The sequence below is a fragment of the Streptomyces cacaoi genome, from assembly GCF_006539165.1.
Taxonomy (GTDB): domain Bacteria; phylum Actinomycetota; class Actinomycetes; order Streptomycetales; family Streptomycetaceae; genus Streptomyces; species Streptomyces cacaoi.
Map to the genome: position 1 here is coordinate 354,073 of NZ_BJMM01000002.1, position 16,615 is coordinate 370,687.

16 protein-coding genes are annotated in these 16,615 nt (G+C 72.4%); 8 read left to right on the forward strand and 8 right to left on the reverse strand.

Translation table 11 applies throughout. From position 1 onward, the window contains the following. Nucleotides 1-326: 326 nt before the first annotated feature. From SCA03_RS01980 to SCA03_RS01995, 4 genes are all read right to left on the reverse strand, one after another. Nucleotides 327-995, reverse strand: a complete 669-nt coding sequence (locus SCA03_RS01980) for an N-acetylmuramoyl-L-alanine amidase (protein ID WP_086815259.1) — start codon at nucleotides 993-995, stop codon at nucleotides 327-329. A 236-nt stretch (nucleotides 996-1,231) separates the two neighbouring features. Further along, nucleotides 1,232-2,680: a xylulokinase gene (gene xylB, locus SCA03_RS01985; RefSeq protein ID WP_030875198.1), complete on the reverse strand. Its 1,449-nt coding sequence runs from the start codon at nucleotides 2,678-2,680 to the stop codon at nucleotides 1,232-1,234. A 124-nt stretch (nucleotides 2,681-2,804) separates the two neighbouring features. Continuing rightward, nucleotides 2,805-3,836 (reverse strand): sigma-70 family RNA polymerase sigma factor, encoded by a 1,032-nt coding sequence (locus tag SCA03_RS01990; RefSeq protein WP_086815237.1) that lies wholly within the window; start codon nucleotides 3,834-3,836, stop codon nucleotides 2,805-2,807. 139 nt (nucleotides 3,837-3,975) lie between these two features. Further along, entirely contained in the window at nucleotides 3,976-4,476 is a 501-nt protein-coding gene (locus SCA03_RS01995; protein WP_371863889.1) for an ATP-binding protein, read from the reverse strand. A gap of 243 nt (nucleotides 4,477-4,719) precedes the next feature. Between SCA03_RS01995 and SCA03_RS02000 the strand changes: the two genes are divergently transcribed. From SCA03_RS02000 to SCA03_RS02020, 4 genes are all read left to right on the forward strand, one after another. Continuing rightward, a complete protein-coding gene (locus tag SCA03_RS02000; protein ID WP_170297860.1) occupies nucleotides 4,720-5,544 on the forward strand; it encodes a Sco1979 family transcriptional regulator in 825 nt (274 codons plus the stop codon). A gap of 1 nt (nucleotide 5,545) precedes the next feature. Next, nucleotides 5,546-5,782: a DUF397 domain-containing protein gene (locus SCA03_RS02005; RefSeq protein ID WP_030875188.1), complete on the forward strand. Its 237-nt coding sequence runs from the start codon at nucleotides 5,546-5,548 to the stop codon at nucleotides 5,780-5,782. A gap of 269 nt (nucleotides 5,783-6,051) precedes the next feature. Beyond that, complete coding sequence (locus tag SCA03_RS02015) at nucleotides 6,052-6,663, forward strand: hypothetical protein (RefSeq protein WP_030890203.1); 612 nt, start codon at nucleotides 6,052-6,054, stop codon at nucleotides 6,661-6,663. 174 nt (nucleotides 6,664-6,837) lie between these two features. Then, on the forward strand, nucleotides 6,838-7,635 hold the full coding sequence (locus tag SCA03_RS02020) for an SGNH/GDSL hydrolase family protein (protein WP_030875181.1): 798 nt from the start codon (nucleotides 6,838-6,840) through the stop codon (nucleotides 7,633-7,635). A gap of 43 nt (nucleotides 7,636-7,678) precedes the next feature. Here SCA03_RS02020 and SCA03_RS02025 read toward each other — a convergent pair whose 3' ends face one another. After that, nucleotides 7,679-9,025, reverse strand: coding sequence for an SWIM zinc finger family protein (locus SCA03_RS02025; protein ID WP_086815235.1), 1,347 nt, complete (start codon nucleotides 9,023-9,025; stop codon nucleotides 7,679-7,681). Then, nucleotides 9,022-11,922, reverse strand: a complete 2,901-nt coding sequence (locus tag SCA03_RS02030; protein WP_230988439.1) for an SCO1167/SCO6262 family helicase — start codon at nucleotides 11,920-11,922, stop codon at nucleotides 9,022-9,024. The genes SCA03_RS02025 and SCA03_RS02030 overlap by 4 nt, the downstream gene beginning before the upstream one ends. Before the next feature lie 191 nt (nucleotides 11,923-12,113). On the opposite strand from SCA03_RS02030, the gene SCA03_RS02035 reads away from it, so the two are divergent. Further along, a complete protein-coding gene (locus SCA03_RS02035) occupies nucleotides 12,114-12,296 on the forward strand; it encodes a tail-anchor membrane protein (RefSeq protein WP_086815233.1) in 183 nt (60 codons plus the stop codon). A 37-nt stretch (nucleotides 12,297-12,333) separates the two neighbouring features. Here the strand turns inward: SCA03_RS02035 and SCA03_RS02040 are convergent, their stop codons facing one another. Then, the gene (locus SCA03_RS02040; protein ID WP_086815232.1) at nucleotides 12,334-13,116 is read right to left on the reverse strand and encodes a hypothetical protein; all 783 of its coding nucleotides are present in this window, start codon (nucleotides 13,114-13,116) and stop codon (nucleotides 12,334-12,336) included. 88 nt (nucleotides 13,117-13,204) lie between these two features. Between SCA03_RS02040 and SCA03_RS02045 the strand changes: the two genes are divergently transcribed. Further along, nucleotides 13,205-14,131, forward strand: a complete 927-nt coding sequence (locus SCA03_RS02045) for an oxygenase MpaB family protein (RefSeq protein WP_030875166.1) — start codon at nucleotides 13,205-13,207, stop codon at nucleotides 14,129-14,131. A gap of 117 nt (nucleotides 14,132-14,248) precedes the next feature. On the opposite strand, the gene SCA03_RS02050 is transcribed toward SCA03_RS02045, so the two are convergent. After that, complete coding sequence (locus SCA03_RS02050; RefSeq protein WP_086815231.1) at nucleotides 14,249-14,941, reverse strand: class I SAM-dependent methyltransferase; 693 nt, start codon at nucleotides 14,939-14,941, stop codon at nucleotides 14,249-14,251. Nucleotides 14,942-15,090: 149 nt separating this feature from the next. Here SCA03_RS02050 and SCA03_RS02055 point away from each other — a divergent pair, with 149 nt between their 5' ends. Then, on the forward strand, nucleotides 15,091-15,477 hold the full coding sequence (locus tag SCA03_RS02055; protein WP_030875161.1) for a roadblock/LC7 domain-containing protein: 387 nt from the start codon (nucleotides 15,091-15,093) through the stop codon (nucleotides 15,475-15,477). Nucleotides 15,478-15,583: 106 nt separating this feature from the next. Next, nucleotides 15,584-16,552, forward strand: a complete 969-nt coding sequence (locus SCA03_RS02060; protein ID WP_086815230.1) for a DUF6397 family protein — start codon at nucleotides 15,584-15,586, stop codon at nucleotides 16,550-16,552. Nucleotides 16,553-16,615: the final 63 nt, after the last annotated feature.

Below are 16,615 nucleotides of genomic sequence, written 5' to 3' on the forward strand. Positions count from 1 at the left end.
CCCTCTCGCATAGTGCAGACGTCCGGGCATGAGCGGAAGACCTCGGCTTCATAAACATCGGATGAACCCGCCCTCGGGAAGCCTTGGTGGTGGAGATCTCGCCACCGGTGTCCGTCACACCTCGGACGAAAGAGTGGGTGGAGGGTCGTCGTTCGCGGCCCGGCAGCGTCGAGGCGGTCCCGGAGTCGGTCAGCTCGTTGAACACCCGGACGCCGTACGGCAGATGAAGTGGGGACGCCGGGCGCGGGCGGTGTGCGCCGTGCAGCACAGCGGCCCGCACCCCGCCGCTGTGGGCGGGGTGCGGGCCGAGGAGGCGCGCGCGGCGGTTACCTGGACGCCGCCTGGACCAGCTCCATGTACCGGGCCCAGTCCCAGCCCGGGCCGGGGTCCGTGTGGTCGGCTCCGGGCACCTCGTTGTGGCCGATGATGTACCGGCGGTCGACCGGGATGCCGTGCCGGGCGCAGATGTCGGCGGTGAGCGCGGCGGACGCCGAGTAGAGCGCGTCCGTGAACCACTTGTCGGGCTCCTCGATCCAGCCCTCGTGCTCGATGCCGATGCTGCGTGTGTTGTAGTCCCAGTTGCCGGCGTGCCAGGCGATGTCCTTCTCCCGCACCAGCTGTGCGACGTGTCCGTCGGCGGAACGCGTCACATAGTGCGCGGACACCTGCTTGTCCGGGTTCTGGAAGATGTCCAGCGTGTTCTTGTACGTCTCCTGGGTCACATGGATGACGACGAACTCCACCGGATAGTCCGAAGGCCGGTCGCCGCCGGTGTAGTTGCCGCCGGCCGCCGGGACCCATTCGGCCTCCGGGTAGTCGACGTCGCGGGCGGAGGGCTTCCTGGACGCCGGGCGGGCCAGAGCGGCGCCCGCGCTCGCGCCCGCGATCCCCGCCGCGAGGGCGAAGCCTGCCGCGCCGCGCAGCAGTGTCCGGCGACCGGTGGGCGGGGGAGCGGAGGTGTGCTGCGGTCTGTGGGGCCGGGAGGGATGTGCCATGTCCATCGTGTCTCCAGGTGGGGGGTGGAGCCGAAAGGCTGAGACCGAAGGTTGACAGGTGTGCGCATGACAAGTTGACGCGCGTTGAATGATGGCAGGAGCGAAAGGAACCTGCCAAGAGCCGGGCACACGACTCCCTACGGCAGTCACCGTCCCGGGCCTGCCACCTGGGGCTCTCCGACCGGGAACGCAGAAGGCCGGGAGAGCGCCGCCGCGGGCGCTCTCCCGGCCTGCCGTCAGCTCTTGCGGCTCAGCAGCTCCCCGGCCCCCTCCAGGACCGAGTCGAGCCGCGCGAGAGCCTCCTCGTCCCGCTCGACGGGCTCGTGCACCGGGCCCTCGGCCGTGTTCCACCGGCGGGCCACCGCCCCGGGATCCTCACCCAGCAGCAGCCCGGCGGCCTGCGCGGCCGCACCTAGCGCCACCAACTCCTCGGCCCGCGGCACCTGCACGGCGCGGCCGGACAGCCGCCGCACCGTCTCCCGCCACGCGACACCCTTGGCGCCGCCACCGATCAGCAGCAGCGGCTCCGACGCCGCCCGCGCCGCCTGCGGGTCGACCTCCAGCACCAGATCCAGGGCCCGCAGCAGGGCGAACACCGCGCCGTCGTAGGCCGCCTGGAGGACCTGCCCGCCCGACGTCGCCTGCTGTACTCCCGTCAACAGCCCGGTGGCGTACGGCAGATGGGGTGTGCGCTCGCCGTCCAGGAACGGCAGCATCGCCACCGTGCCGCCGGGCTCGACCTCTTCGCGATCCCGCCGCAGCAGTGCGGCCGTACGGTCCACCGCCACGGTGCAGTTGAGCGTGCAGGCCAGCGGCAGCCAGTCGGCACGCGCGTCCGCGAACCCCGAGACGGTGCCCGACGGGTCGGCGGGACGACGGGTGGAGACCGCGTACACCGTCCCCGACGTGCCCAGGCTCACCACGGGCCGGCCGGGACGCAGGCCCAGTCCGAGTGCCGCGGCCATGTTGTCGCCCGTGCCCGTGGCCACCAGTGTGCCCGGCGTCAGTGGGCTGTCTTCGAGGTCCCGCACGGTGCCGGCCGCCTCACCGGGCGTCAGCACCGGTGGCAGCAACTCCGGTGGCATACCGGCCAGTTCGAGGATCTCCTCGTCATAGGTGCCGGTCTCCGTCGACCACCAGCCGGTGCCCGAGGCGTCGCCCCGGTCGGTCGCGGCCCGGCCGGTGAGCCGCTCGGTCAGGAAGTCGTGCGGCAGCCGGACGGCCGCGCTCGCCCGGGCGGCCTCCGGCTCGTGCCGGCGCAGCCACGCCCACTTGGTCACGGTGAACGCGGGCGCCGGCACGCTGCCGGTGCGCCGCGCCCACTGCGCCGGGCCGCCGAGCTGCTCCACCAGCAGCTCCCGCTGCGGTGCCGAACGCACGTCGTTCCACAGCAGAGCGGGCCGGACGGGACGGCCCTGCGCGTCCAGTGTGACCAGGCCGTGCTGCTGCCCGGCGACCGAGACGGCCGCCGCTTCCGCGGCGGCGGGGCCGCACTCCGCCAGCGCGGCGAGGAGCGCCCGCCACCACTGCTCCGGGTCGCTCTCCCGGCCCTCGCCCGTCGTGACGGTGTGCGGGGCCTGGCCCCGGGCGACCACCCGCCCGGTGGCCGTGTCCACCACGAGAGCCTTGGTGGACTGCGTCGAGCTGTCGACACCCGCGACGAGTGGTCCTTCCGGTGCGGTCATGACGGGCCGCTCCTTCCCTCGGTCCGAACGCTGGGCGCATCGTATGTCCCGCGGTCCGGCCCGGGGTCGGGAGACCTCGTGGACGGCGGCGCGAAGCACCGGGCGCGCGGCGGCAGGAGCCGGTTCAGCGGCCCGCCTCTCCGGCCGGAACCGCCTCGGGCAGCCCGAACCGGGCGAAGAGATCCTCCGAGAAGAACGCCGCCACATGCTCCACCCGGAGTGCGCGCACGGTGAGCACCTGGATGTGGAACGGCCGGAAGAACCCGTCCTGGAGACGGTAGAGGCCGAAGGCCGGCTGGCCGTTGGCCGCGGTGGGCAGCATGAGCCCCTCGCCCGGGCCGATCGGACACTGGTTCGCGACCAGCCGCACGATGGTCTCCGCGCCGCGGAACCACTGCGGGAACGGCGGCATCTCCCAGACCGCGTCCTGCGCGAACAGGTCGACGATCGCGGCCACATCGGCCTTCTCGAACGCGGCCGCATAGCGGTCCAGCAGCGTGCGCATCTCCGGATCGGAGGGCTCCGTCAGCTCCTCCTCCACGGGCGCGGCCTGGGCGAGATGCGCACGGGCCCGCTGGAGCGCGCTGTTGACGCTCGCCGTCGAGGAGTCGAGCAGTTCTGCGACCTCGGCTGCACGCCACTTGAGGACGTCGCGCAGCAGCAGCACGGCTCGCTGACGCGGCGGCAGATGCTGGAGCGCGGCCACGAGCGCGAGCCGCAGGGACGAGCGGTTCACCACCACCGCAGCGGGATCGGCGGGCTTGTCGCCGGTGAACACCGCGTCCGGTACGGGTTCCAGCCAGGGGATTTCGGGGGACTCGGAGACCGGCTGTTCCGGATCGCTCGGCGCGCCCAGCCCCGACGGCATGGGTCTGCGGCCGCGCTGTTCGATGGCAGTGAGGCAGGCGTTGGTGGCGATGCGGTAGAGCCAGGTGCGCAACGAGGAGCGGCCCTCGAAGCGTTCGCCCGCGCGCCAGGCACGCAGCAAGGTGTCCTGCACCAGATCCTCGGCGTCGTGCAGCGAGCCGAGCATGCGATAGCAGTGCGCCAGCAGTTCATTGCGGTACGGCCTGGCCTCCTCCAGCAGTGCGTCGGCGCTCGGGCCGCCCGTGGAGGAACGCGCGGGGCCGGGTGCGGTGGGTGGCGTCTGTGCCATCGTCCTCGCCTTTCGTGCTGCGCCGTCGACGGCCGCAGCGGAGGTCTCTTGGTGAGGACCGAACCTAGAGCAGGGGTCCGACAATCGTCCGGCGAACCCCGGAAGCGCTGCCGCCCCGTGCGCGTGGCGCCGCCGCTGGTCAGTGAGGGCTTGGCCGCGGCGTGGGCGCCGGCCCGGACGCCGGATCCGACCCGAAGGTGCGATGGCACTCCAACTCGGCCCAGACGGCGTGCCCCGTGTTCTCCTGCGCACCCCCGCGATGCGCAGGCCGGACACCCCAGTCGTCGGCCAGGACGCTGACCAGCAGCAGGCCCCTGCCGCTCTCACCGTCCTCGTCCTCGGACGGTGGTGCGGAGCCGGTACACGCGGCCGTGCGTATCTGCTCCGAACCGCTTCCCTCGTCGGCCACTTCCAGGCGCAGACGCACGCCTATGACCCACAGCTCACAGCTGACCTTCTCGCTGTCGGTGTGCCGCACGGCGTTGGTGAACAGCTCCGACATCAACAGCTGGGCGTCGGCGCTCGACTCCTCGTCCACGCACCACTCGCGCAGCTTGTCCAGTACGCGTGCGCGCGCCACGGCTACGGAGGTGTCTCGCGCGGGGAGGTGGAAGGCGTCTCGCAGCGGGCGGGTCGTCAACGCGCCAGGGGGACGGCAATTCAGGGACAGGGCGTCATGGGGGGCAGCCACAGCTCCACTATGCGGTTCGTCACTCGCGCATGGCAAGGATCAATCTGTGAATTGCAGAACTGTGATTGACAGGGTGTGCCAGGAGTCACGGTCGTGCCAAACTTGCCCCTCTGCAACCTGAGTTGGTGGGGACCGGGAGGGAGAACAGTGGCGGAGACGCGTTCGGGCGGTGCGGCGCCCACCGTCTTGCGCATGGTGCTGGGCAAAAGGCTTCAGCATCTGCGGGAGAAGGCGGGGGTCTCCTTCGACCAGGCGGCCAGGGCGCTCGACGTCACCCATGCGACCGTCCGCAGGATGGAGAAGGCCGAGGTCGGCCTGAAGGTTCCTTACGTCGAGAAGCTGCTGCGCACCTACGGAGTGCGCGATCAGAGCGAGATCGACGGTTTCGTCTGCCTCGCGCGCGAGGCCAACCGGCCGGGCTGGTGGCACCGTTACCGCGATGTGCTGCCGGAGTGGTTCAGCGTCTTCGTCAGCCTGGAGGCGGAATCGCAGGTGATCCGCGCCTACGAGCCGCACTATGTGCCGGGACTGTTGCAGACGGAGAGCTACGCGGCAGCTGTGCTGCGCTCCGGCAAGCCGCACGCCGAGGAGGAAGAGATCATGCGCGGGGTCGCGCTGCGCATGGAGCGGCAGACCGTGCTGAGCGGAGGTGATCCGCCGATGCTGTGGGCCGTGTTGGACGAGACCGTCCTGCGCCGCGGCATCGGCGGTACGGAGGTGATGCGTGAGCAGCTCGACGAGCTCATCGAGGCCACCGAACACCCCCAGGTGCGGTTGCAGATCCTGCCGTTCAGCTCGGGGCCGCACGCGGCGATGTACGGCCCTTTCCACCATTTCCGGTTCCCTCTCGACGAACTTCCGGATGTCGTGTGCTCCGAGAGCCTGGTCGGCGCGGTCTACTTCGACCAGCGTGACGACGTCCGGGTGTTCCGTGAGGCGCTGGACCGGATGTGCGCCCAGGCCCTGCCGCCGGCTCGGACCCGGGCTGTCCTCGGTGCCTTGCGCAAGGAGATCTGAGATGAGACGCATCTACAACGGTATGCCCGCCGCGCACCTCGGCCGCGAAGGCTGGCACAAACCCTGGAGCGGTGGAAACGGCGGCAGCTGTGTGGAGGTTCTGCCGCTCGCCGACGGACGGGTGGCCGTACGGCAGTCCACCGATCCGGACGGTCCGGCACTCATCTGTAGTCGTGCCGGTATCGCGCTCTTCGTCGAGGCCGCCAAGGCGGGGGAGGCGGACTTCCTCGTCGCCTGAAGTGCCCTCGGCGGAGGGGGCGATGTGCCACAGCCGTGGTGCGGCGCTCAGCTGGGGAAGGCCGCGGAACAAGCGGAATCCCACTGCGGGGGGTGAGTTGGTCATGACAGGGTGAGGTCATGACCATGCCGCCCGGACAGCAGCCGCCCCCTCCGCCTTCCGTCCCGCCGGGTGCCTTCGGCCCGCCCGGGTCCGGCGGATTCGGCCCACCGGCGCCGGGCTGGCCGCCGCCTCCTCCGCCGCCGCCCGGGCCGCGCCGGGGGCGCGTCGTGGTCGCGGTGGTGGCGACGGTCGTGATCGTGGCCGCGCTCGTGACGGCCGGCATCGTCTTCCTGGGCGGTGGCAGCGACGACGGAGGAGGCGCCGACGCGGGCCCGTCCCCGTCCGCCTCACCGACCGCGGAGCCCTCGCCGGAGGACAGTGGCACGGAGAGCGATGAACCCGACGCGCCGGACGACGGCGCCGCGACGGACTTCCCCGATCCGGACGAGGACGACGACCTGTCGTCGGACGAGCCGGAGGACGAGCCGGACGACACCGAGTTGCCCTCCTTCCTCCTTCAGGTCGGCGACTGCTTCGACACCGCGGGGAAGTCCGCGGGCGGGGTCCGGAAGAAGTCCTGCGACGGCGCGCACGAGGCGGAGGTCGTCAGTCGCGAGGAGCTGACGGGGGACTACACGTCGGACTCGGCGGTGCGCAGCAAAGCCGACTCCCTGTGCCGCGAGCCCCTTCGGGACAAGGCGGCCGAACAGCCCGGCGGCACCGTCGGCGGCACGCTCGTCTCCTACCCGAAGGCCAAGGGCGTCGAGGCCGGATTCACGTCCGTCACATGCAGCCTGACGGCGGGCAAGGGGAAGAAGCTCCACAAGCCTCTGACCTGAGCCGTACCGCGTGCAACGGGAGGCGGAACCTCCTATTCGAACGGGTAGTGGAAGGGTCAACTCCATGGTTTACGCGTGTAGTTGAGGTGGTGATACTTGGCGTGGACACATCGCGTATGCAGGTCGACGTGCTGTGTGCCGGGTGCTCCTTCCATGCCATCCATGAGAGGTTCCATGAAGATCCGCAGATGGGCGTCCACGGTCACCGCCGTCGCCGTCCTGGGACTGTCGACCATCACGGGCGCCACCGCCGCCTCCGCTCAGGAGGCGGCACCGACCGGCTACGTGGCGCTCGGTGACTCCTACTCCTCGGGCGTCGGCGCCGGGGACTACGAATCCGGCGACTGCAAGCGGAGTGCCAACGCCTACCCCCAGCTGTGGAAGGCCGCGAACTCCCCCTCCTCCTTCGACTTCACCGCGTGCTCGGGGGCGCGCACCGGTGACGTGATATCCGGTCAGCTCGGGCCGCTGAACGACTCCACCGGACTGGTCAGCATCAGCGTCGGCGGCAACGACGCCGGCTTCGCGGACGCCATGAGCACCTGCGTGCTCCAGGGCGAGAGCGCCTGCCTGACCCGGATCCAGGAAGCCCGCGACTACATCGCCAACACCCTGCCCGGCAAGCTCGACACCGTCTACGACGCCATCAGCGACAAGGCGCCGTCGGCCAAGGTCGTCGTCCTCGGCTACCCGCGCATGTACAAGCTCGGCGGGAGCTGCTCCGTGGGCCTCAGCGAGAAGTCGCGCGAGGCCATCAACGGTGCCGCCGACGACCTGAACGACGTCACCGCCAAGCGCGCCGCCGACCACGGCTTCGGCTTCGGCGACGTCCGTCCGGCTTTCACCGGGCACGAGATCTGCTCCGGCGACGAGTGGCTGCACAGCGTCACCCTGCCGGTCGACGAGTCCTACCACCCCACGGCCGAGGGGCAGTCCGGCGCGTACCTGCCCACGCTCGAAAGCCTCGCCTGAACCGCACGCGGGGTGCCGTGCCGAGCGGCACCCCGCGGACCGGTCACACAGCGCCCTGCACGTCCGGGAATCCCTCTTCTTGCGCCGCACCCGCCGCACGCGCGACCGCGAGCGCGGCCGCCGGGTCCCGTTCCGCCGTGCCCACCGGCCACCAGACGCCGTTCTCGCGCCGGAAGGGCCACCACAGACCGTCCGGCCCGTAGCGCAGCTGGACGTCCTCTCCCACGACCGTCCAGCCGCTCCGCGACGCCCGCAGCCGTGGACGGTTCTCGCTTCCCGTCCACGCCTCGGCCAGTTCCTCCCGCGCCCGCTCCGCGCTCTCCGGGGCCGGCTGTCCGTCGAGCACTTCCAAAGCCGCGGCGCCGCCCAACTCCCAGGCCCGCACGGCCACATCCAGGCCCTGTCGGCCGCGCCCGCCGACCGCGGCGAGCCGCGCGGCGACGGCGGGAGCGGGACGGCGTGCGGCCAGCCGGACCGCGTCCTCGGCCTCGGTGAGCGGACGCGGCACCGGGCGCGTGTGATGACCGTCGGCCAGAGCGTCCGCGAGCAGACGACGGGCCCGTGCGGTGGCGGCGGACGCCAGGAACGCCACGGCGTCCAGATCGACCTCCTCGGGCGGCTCCGAGCCGGTGTCCAGGACGGCGGGCTCCTCCGCGCCGGGCACGGCCACCGGGGGCGGCGGAAGGGGCGGAAGCACGGCACCCAGCGCGAAGGCCTCCACCGCGTCCACCCCGGCCGGTGTCCCCGAGCCGCCGCCGGACCCCTGCACGCGCGCGGGGACGGCGGTCGCGGCCCGCGCCGCACTGCGCTCCTGGACGAGCTCCCACAGCTGTCGCTCGCTCCGGCCGCGCAACAGCAGCAGAGCGAAGGGATCCTCGTCCAGCAGCCGCGCCATCTGATAGCTCAGCGCCGCTGTGTGCGGGCAGTGGTCCCACGCGCCGCAGCCGCACTCGGCCTCCAGGTCGCCGATCGCCGGGAGGAGGTCCAGGCCGCCGTCGGCCGCGTCCGCCACCAGCCGCGGCGGCAGTTCGTGGTCCAGCAGCGCGGCGATGTGGCCCGCCTCGTCGGCGATCATCTCCAGCACCCGCTCCCACTCGTCGTCCGACAGGCGCCGCAACAGGACATCGGCACGGTGCGCCGAGCCGTCCCCGTCCCGCACCACCGCGGTGATCCGGCCCGGACGGACGGAGACGGCACCGACCGCTCCCCGGCGCGCGTACGCGCGGCCCAGCTTGAGCTGCGCCCCGTCCAACGCCGAGTCCTCCAGCGCGTCCAGCCACGAACGCCCCCACCAGGTACGCGCGAATCCACGGCCCCGGGCCGGCGGCAGCGGTGCGAAGACCCGCTCCTCGTCCGTCACACGCCGTGGCGCTTCCTCGGTGCTGTTCACCCCTCCGCCTTCCGCAGCTCGACGAGTTCACTCAGCTCGGCATCCGACAACTCGCTCAGCGCGGCCTCTCCCGAGCCGAGCACCGCGTCGGCCAACTCCTGCTTCCGGCGCAGCATCTGGGCGATCCGGTCCTCGACCGTGCCCTCCGCGATCAGCCGGTGCACCTGGACGGGCTGCGTCTGGCCGATCCGGTAGGCGCGGTCGGTCGCCTGCGCCTCGACCGCGGGGTTCCACCACCGGTCGTAGTGGATGACGTGGCCGGCGCGGGTCAGGTTCAGGCCCGTCCCCGCGGCCTTGAGCGACAGCAGGAACACCCCCGCCTCGCCTTCCTGGAACCGGCGCACCATCTCCTCACGCCGTGCGACCGGCGTCCCTCCGTGCAGGCACTGCACCGGTACGCCCTGGGCCAGCAGATGACGCTCCAGCAGATGTGCCATCTCGACGTACTGGGTGAAGACGAGCGCAGCCGCGCCCTCCGCGCGCAGCGCCCGCAACAGCTCGTCCAGCAGCTCCAGTTTTCCCGACCGCCCGGTGAGCCGCCCGTCGTGTTCCTTGAGGTAGTGCGCGGGATGGTTGCAGATCTGCTTGAGAGCGGTGAGGAGCTTGACCAAGAGTCCGCGCCGGGCGAATCCGTCCGTGCCGCGCAGCGCGTCCAGGCTCTCCCGCACGACGGCCTCGTAGAGACCGGCCTGCTCGGGAGTGAGGGCGACCGCGCGGTCCGTCTCGGTCTTCTTCGGCAGTTCCGGGGCGATGCCCGGGTCGGACTTGTGCCGGCGCAGCAGGAAGGGCCGCACCAGACGGGCCAGCCGCTCGGCCGCCGCCGGATCCCCTTCCTCGGCGGCGTCCGCGTGGCGTCTGCGGAAGGTGCCCAGCCGTCCGAGCAGTCCGGGAGTGGCCCAGTCCAGAACCGACCACAGCTCGGAGAGGTTGTTCTCCACCGGGGTGCCCGTCAGCGCGACGCGCGCATCCGTGGGCAGGGTTCGCAGGGCCCGCGAGGTCGCGGCGAACGGATTCTTCACGTGCTGGGCCTCGTCCGCGACGACCATGCCCCACCGGACCGATGCGAGGCGCTCGGTGTCCAGGCGCATGGTGCCGTACGTCGTCAGCACGAACTCGCCCTCGCGCAGCTGCTCCAGCTCACGTGCCGGCCCGTGGAAGCGGCGCACCGGGATGTGCGGGGCGAACCGCTCGATCTCGCGCTGCCAGTTGCCCAGCAGCGAAGCCGGACACACGACGAGCGTCTGGCCGGCGGTCCGCGCCTGCTCCCCGCGGCGGAGATGCAGGGCGATGAGCGTGACGGTCTTGCCGAGCCCCATGTCGTCGGCCAGGCAGGCACCCAGGCCGAGCGAGGTCATACGGTGCAGCCAGTCCAGGCCGCGCAGCTGGTAGTCGCGGAGCGTCGCGCGCAGCTGTGCGGGCGGCGGAAGCGGTGGCTCGTCGCGGCGTTCCGGGTCGGACAGCCGTTCCCTGAGCGTCTCCAGCCAGCCGGTCGCGTGCGCGTCGAACCGCTCCCCGCCGTCCTCCGCCGTGCCGCTCAAGGCGGCCCTGAGCGCGCCCAGGGCGCTGATCTCGCCGTCCTGACGGCCGCGTGCCCGCCGCAGCTCCTCGGGGTCGAGGAGTACCCAGCGGTCCCGCAGCCGCACCAACGGGCGTCCTGCCTCGGCCAGTTGGTCCAGTTCCGCGCGGGAGATCTCCTGGCCGTCCACCGAGAACCGCCAGCGGAAGCCGAGCAGCGTGTCGGACGAGAGCGCCGGCGGCAGCCCGGACCGTGCCGAGCTCCCGGAATCCCGGCCGTCGTCCTCCGGGCCGATCAGGGCCTGTGACGAGAGGGAGCGCGCGACTCCGCGCGGCCAGTGCACCCGCAGTCCGGCTGCCGCGAGGGCCCGGGGCACCGAGGGACCGAGCAGCTCACCAATGTCCTCGTCGGCGAGGTCGACCGCGTCGGGCACGGCCGCGGACAGCAGTGGGGTGAGTGCGTCCCAGGCGGCGGCCGCCCTGCGCAGGGTGAGGAGGGTGTCCGTCCGGACCCGGGGCCCGAAGCGGGCCGCCGAGGCGGAGGCCCCGGACCAGACGTCCGCGGCATCCGCCACCAGCGTGCCGTCATCGGGCGCGTGCAGCTGGACCACGCCCCGAAAACCGCCACCAGCTGTGGCCGTTTCCGTGGCCGCGTCGCCCGGGGGCAGTCCCGTGATCTCGATGCGCAGCGAGAGCCGGACACCGCTGTCCAGCCCGGCGGCCACCTCGTCGGCCCAGGAGCGCAGCCCCCGAGGAGCGCAGGGCGCCTCACCGGCGAAGGCCGCGCCTCCCGAGGCGTGGCCGGCGGCAGGCGTGCGCGGCAGCCCGTCGGCCACGGCGTCCAGGAACGCGCTCAGCTGTGACTCGGGAGCGGGCATGCGGGGCGGGCCGTCGCCGGGCAGCGGCACGGCGTGTGCCAGGGGCGGCATCGCGGCGGCGAGCCGGGCGAGCACCTCCCGGTCACGGGCGGTGAGCGGGCCCAGCCGCCAGGCGTCGTACCCCGCGGGGCTGACGCCGGGCAGCAGCCGCCCACGGGAGGCGATCTCCAGCGCGTGCACGGCGGCCGCGCCCCAGAAGGCGGCGGTGGTCCCGGTGCCGGCCGCGTACGCGCGGGTGAGCACCGGGAGCGCGTGCTGCGCCGGCATCAGCAGAGCGGGGACCTCCCGGACGTCCACCGTGCCCGAGCCGTCCGGGAGGAGAACGGTCAGGGACTGCTGTCGTGCGGTGGACGGCCCGCTCGTGCCGTCACCCGGAGGCCCGCCGGGAAGCGGCGGTCCGCCGTCGGGACGCCAGAAACCGATGAGGGAGCGGCGGGGAGGGTCGGTGGGCAGGAGCACGGCCGCGCAGTCGGCGAGCGCAGTCGTCCATGAGGGCGTTGCCACGGTCTTTGCCACGGTGCTGACGCATTCCTCAAATTTGACCAGTAAAAGTGGGCGGCCGAGGGTACCCCACGTCCGGACGGCCGGGGAACGCCGACGGAACCCGCGGGCTCGAAATGGCGTTTCAATGGAAGGAGAGCACCGTCGTGCGACGGGGCGGCGGCGAGGCCGCTGCTCCCGGAGGAGGGATCGAGATGACCAACCGGGCCAAGGTCGCCGTCGGTGGAGTGGCCGTGGGGCTGCTGCTGTGGTGGCTGACGTCGTTCTGGATCGCACTCGTGGTGATCGTCGGTGTACCGACGGTCGCCTACCTGGCGCTGGATCCCGGACAGCGGCGCAGGCTCCGCAGGGTCGGCAGGAAGCAGTTGGACCGCTAGGACAGCTGGACCGCTGGACGCGCGTTCCCCCGCGGTCTTACGCAGCCGGACGCAGGGCGATGCCGTCGAGTGCGGCCAGCAGTCCGGGGAGTTCACTGCCGCGCCCGACCGGGAACACCTCGCCGGGCGCCTCGTCGAGCAGGACGAAAGCGATGTCATCTGTGCGTGCGACCACGCTCCAACCCGGGCCGTCGGCCCGGAGGATGCGGGCGTCGCCGGACGCGAAGGCGGAGCGGACCCGGCCGGGCGGGGGAGGGGTCTGCACATAGGCGCGGATCGCCGCCAGGACTCCCCGCACTCTGCTGTCGCAGCCCTCACCCCGAGGCACGAACTCCACGCCGTCCTCGGCCTCTTCCCGCCACTGCGCCCACTGTAGAGCGATCTCGTCCGCGCCCAGCCGCCGCTGTGCCGGCCCCCACGCGGAGGAGTCCGGCGGAGCGAGTACCGGCACTTCCGAGGCGAGTTCGTCCGTCTCCGGCGGGTCGTGCGGGGCGGGAAGTCCCGGCGCCGCGACGGCAACGGACAGCGGCCAGCCGGGCAGCGCCGAGATGACGGTGCCGGCGTCGGGGGAGAGCTCCTGGTCGATGCCGCAGTCCCAGGCGGCGATGGCACCGGCGACCAGCGTCACGTCCTCGGTCACCACGGTCCAGCGCGCGCCCCCGCCGTCCTGGCCCAGCACCAGTCCGTACCCCTCGGCATAAGGCTCCAGCCCCAAGGCCGCACACGCCTGCGGGTAGTCGTCGCCCAGCACACTCGGGAACCGGGCCGGAGTCAGCAACACAGCTGTCAGCACATGGAGCGAATCCTCGTCCGTGGCCACCGGCGGCCTCCCCTCCGTTCATGATCCCGGCGACCATAGTCCCTCCAGCGCATCAGCGACAGATGTGTACCGACAGGAGGCGACGCGCGTGGAGCGTTACGACAGGCTCAGGCAGATCCTGCGCATGGACCCGGAAGCGGACTGCCATGAGATCTACCGGCTGATCGCCGTCTACGAGTTCCCCTGGGACGTGACCCGAGCCCTCGAACTGGCTCTCTTCCGCACCTACGCGGTCCCGTCCATCGGACGACTGCTGGCCGAGACAGCGGAGCTGACCGAGCGTTCACAGAAGCGCTACGACGACACCTCGCTCCTGCTGGACGCCGTCGTCGAGCACGGCTTCGACAGCACCGAGGGCCGCACAGCCATCCGGCGCATCAACCGGATGCACCGCTCCTACGACATCTCCGACGACGACATGCGCTATGTGCTGTGCACCTTCGTCGTGGTGCCCAAGCGCTGGCTGGACGCTTTCGGCTGGCGTCGGCTGACCGAGCACGAATTGCAGGCCCTCGCGCACTACTACCGGACTCTCGGGCGGCACATGGGCATTCCGCAACCGCCGCGCACCTATGCCGAGTTCGAGGAGTACCTGGACACTTACGAGGAAGCGCACTTCGGCTGGGACGAGGGTGCCCGCAGCGTCTCGGACGCCACACTCCGGCTGATGGGCTCCTGGTATCCCCGCCCTCTCGCGCCGCTGGCCCGCGGTGCCGCGATGGCCCTGTTGGACGACGCGCTCCTGCGCGCCTTCCGCTACGACCCGCCCGCCGACCACGTCCGACGCCTGGTGCGCACCGCGGTACGGCTGCGCGGCCGGGGCGTACGGCTGCTCCCGCCCCGGCGCCGCCCGCACTACGCACGGCAGAATCCGGAGATCAGGAGCTACCCGGGGTACCCGCGGGGCTACCGCGTCGCCGACCTCGGCACCTTCCCCGGACAAGGGGGCTCGCCTGCCGAACGAGGGGCGCAGAGCTGCCCGGTGACACAGCTGCGGGACCGGACGCAGAGCTGAGCCTTCCCTCGGCACAGCGGGCGCGCACGGAGGCTGGCGCGCGGCTTCCGGACGTACGGAACGGCCGCGGGCCGGACGTCCGGCACAGCCGCGGTCCGCGCTGCCGGCGTCGGCACGCTACTCGCGCCGGGCCAGTACGAGATACCGGTCGTCCTCGTCCGCATACGAGAGCATGCGCCAGCCGGCCGCCGTCAGCAGTGGGCGCAACCGGGGCTCGGCACGTACGTCGTCCGGGGTGAGGGCGTGTCCGTGCCGTGCCGCCAGGGCACGGCGTCCCACGGGATGGAAGAGGACCAGCCGGCCCGACGGCCGTACCACGCGGGCCAGTTCGCGAAGGCTCTGCCCGGGGCCCGGCATGTGGGAGACGAGCCCGGCGCCGAACACGGCGTCGAGGCACGCGTCCGGCAGCGGCAGCTGTGCCACGTCGCCGAGGAGGAGTGCCGCATGCCGGTGGCGTCCTGCACGGGCGGCTTCCTCCAGCATGGCCGGTGTCACGTCCAGGCCCAGCACGGTCCCGTTCGGCCCCACCGCCTCGCGCAGCGGCGCGAGCGCCCGGCCCGTGCCGCAGCCCGCGTCGAGCACCCGCTCGCCCGGCCGCAGTCCGAGCTGCGCCACCGCGGCGGCGTAGGCCGGGCCGTCGTCGGGGAAGCGGGAGTCCCAGCGGCTCGCCCGCTCGGCGAAGAACTCCTGCACGGCCGCCCGGTTCCACCAGGAGCCGGACACCGGTCCCTCGCGCCGCCCGTGGGCCGTGTCCTGCCCCGGAGATGCGGCGGATCCGGACGAGGTCCCCGGCGTTGTTTCCTGAGTCATCCGCCCATCATGGCCCGCCGTGGCCGGTGCCGGAGTGACAGGAGTGACACAGGGGCCGATGCTCCGGACGGAACGCGCCGTGGTGGTTGCTCACCGTGCTCTCGTGGGTAAGGGTGGCACGGCAGGAGCCGAGGAAAAGGGGGCAGCGGGTGGCACTGAACACGGGACTCGACTGGCTGTTGGACGACCTCACGAAGCGCATCTCCACCGTGCGGCATGCGCTCGTCCTCTCCAACGACGGGCTCGTCACGGGCAGCAGCCAGGACCTCGAACGGGAGGATGCGGAACACCTCGCCGCCGTCGCCTCCGGACTCCACAGCCTGGCCCGGGGATCGGGACGGCACTTCAAGGCCGGGCGGGTGCGTCAGACGATGATCGAGTTCGACGAGGGCGTCCTGTTCGTCACGGCGGCGGGCGACGGGAGTTGCCTGTGCGTACTCACCGGGGCGGAGGCGGACATCGGCCACGTCGCCTACGAGATGACGCTGTTGGTCAACCGGGTCGGCGAACACCTGGGCGTCGCCGTACGGAGTTGACGCTCTGACCTGCACTTTTGGAAGTTATCCACAGGCTCGGACAAGAATCGTTCCGCGGGCTATCGTCGTTGCACCACGTGAGGAAACGACAACGGGGGGAACGAGCATGCCGCGAGCGAGCGTGCAGAACCGAGCCGGAACCCCCGCCGCCGACGTGACGTTGCGTACGGCGGCGCGGGAACTGGGCCTGCGGCCCATCGAGTTGAACCTGGCGGTACAGACAGGCCGGGTGCACACCGTGCCCGGAGCATCCGGCGGGCCACGCCGGATTCCGCGTGCGGAGTTGGAACGCCTGCGAGAGCATCCCGATGTCCCCGAGAGCCTGCTGGAGCGGGCGCGCGCGGTGGGGGCAGCCGAGGCGGCCGCGCTGCTGGGCATCTCCCCGCACCGGTTCTCCCGCCTGGCCAGACTGGGCCTGTTCAGCCCGGTCACCTTCTACGTCAACCGGTACCGCAGCGTGGTCTGGCTCTATCTGGCCGATGAGCTCCGGGAGTTCGCCGTCGCGGGAGCCGAGGTGCTCACCGGGCGGTTGCCCCACGGCATGCGGGAGGAGCTGGCGGCGGGGGCCGATCACCGTGCCCGGTGCTGGCGGCAGCGGCGGGTGCGGGAACTGGTCGGCCAGGCCGCAGGGCCCTGGGAGCGCGCCGCGGCCCACGCGGCCGTCCTGCCCGACGCCGTCCTCGCCGAGGCCGTGCCCGACGCCTCCGAGCGGGAACGGCTGCTCGCCCACCGGCCGCGGCTCGCCGGAGCCGGGGGCATCTCGGACGCCGTGTGCGAGGCGCTGAACCGGCTGGCACCCGCGCAGGCCGAGGAGGAGATCCAGGCACACCGGGCCCTGCTCGGCGCCGAGTTGCACACCGCACGCACCGGCGAGCGCCCGAAGCCCCGGCGGCACACGACCACGGGGCCGGAGCGCGGGCGTCGGCACCGTGCCGGTCCCGTCCGCCCCCACACACCGGGCGGCGCGGACGCAACCCCGTCGCGGGCGGCGCCGGCCGCGGAGGCCGGGGCTTCCCGGCGCCGATGGTCCCTGCGCCGCCGACGGCGCGGCAGTGAGGCACCACCGACGGCGTGAGCGGACTCGTGGGTCCACCGGGCCCCCGGGCCCGTCCGGGCGTGCGGCCCGGACGGAGACGGC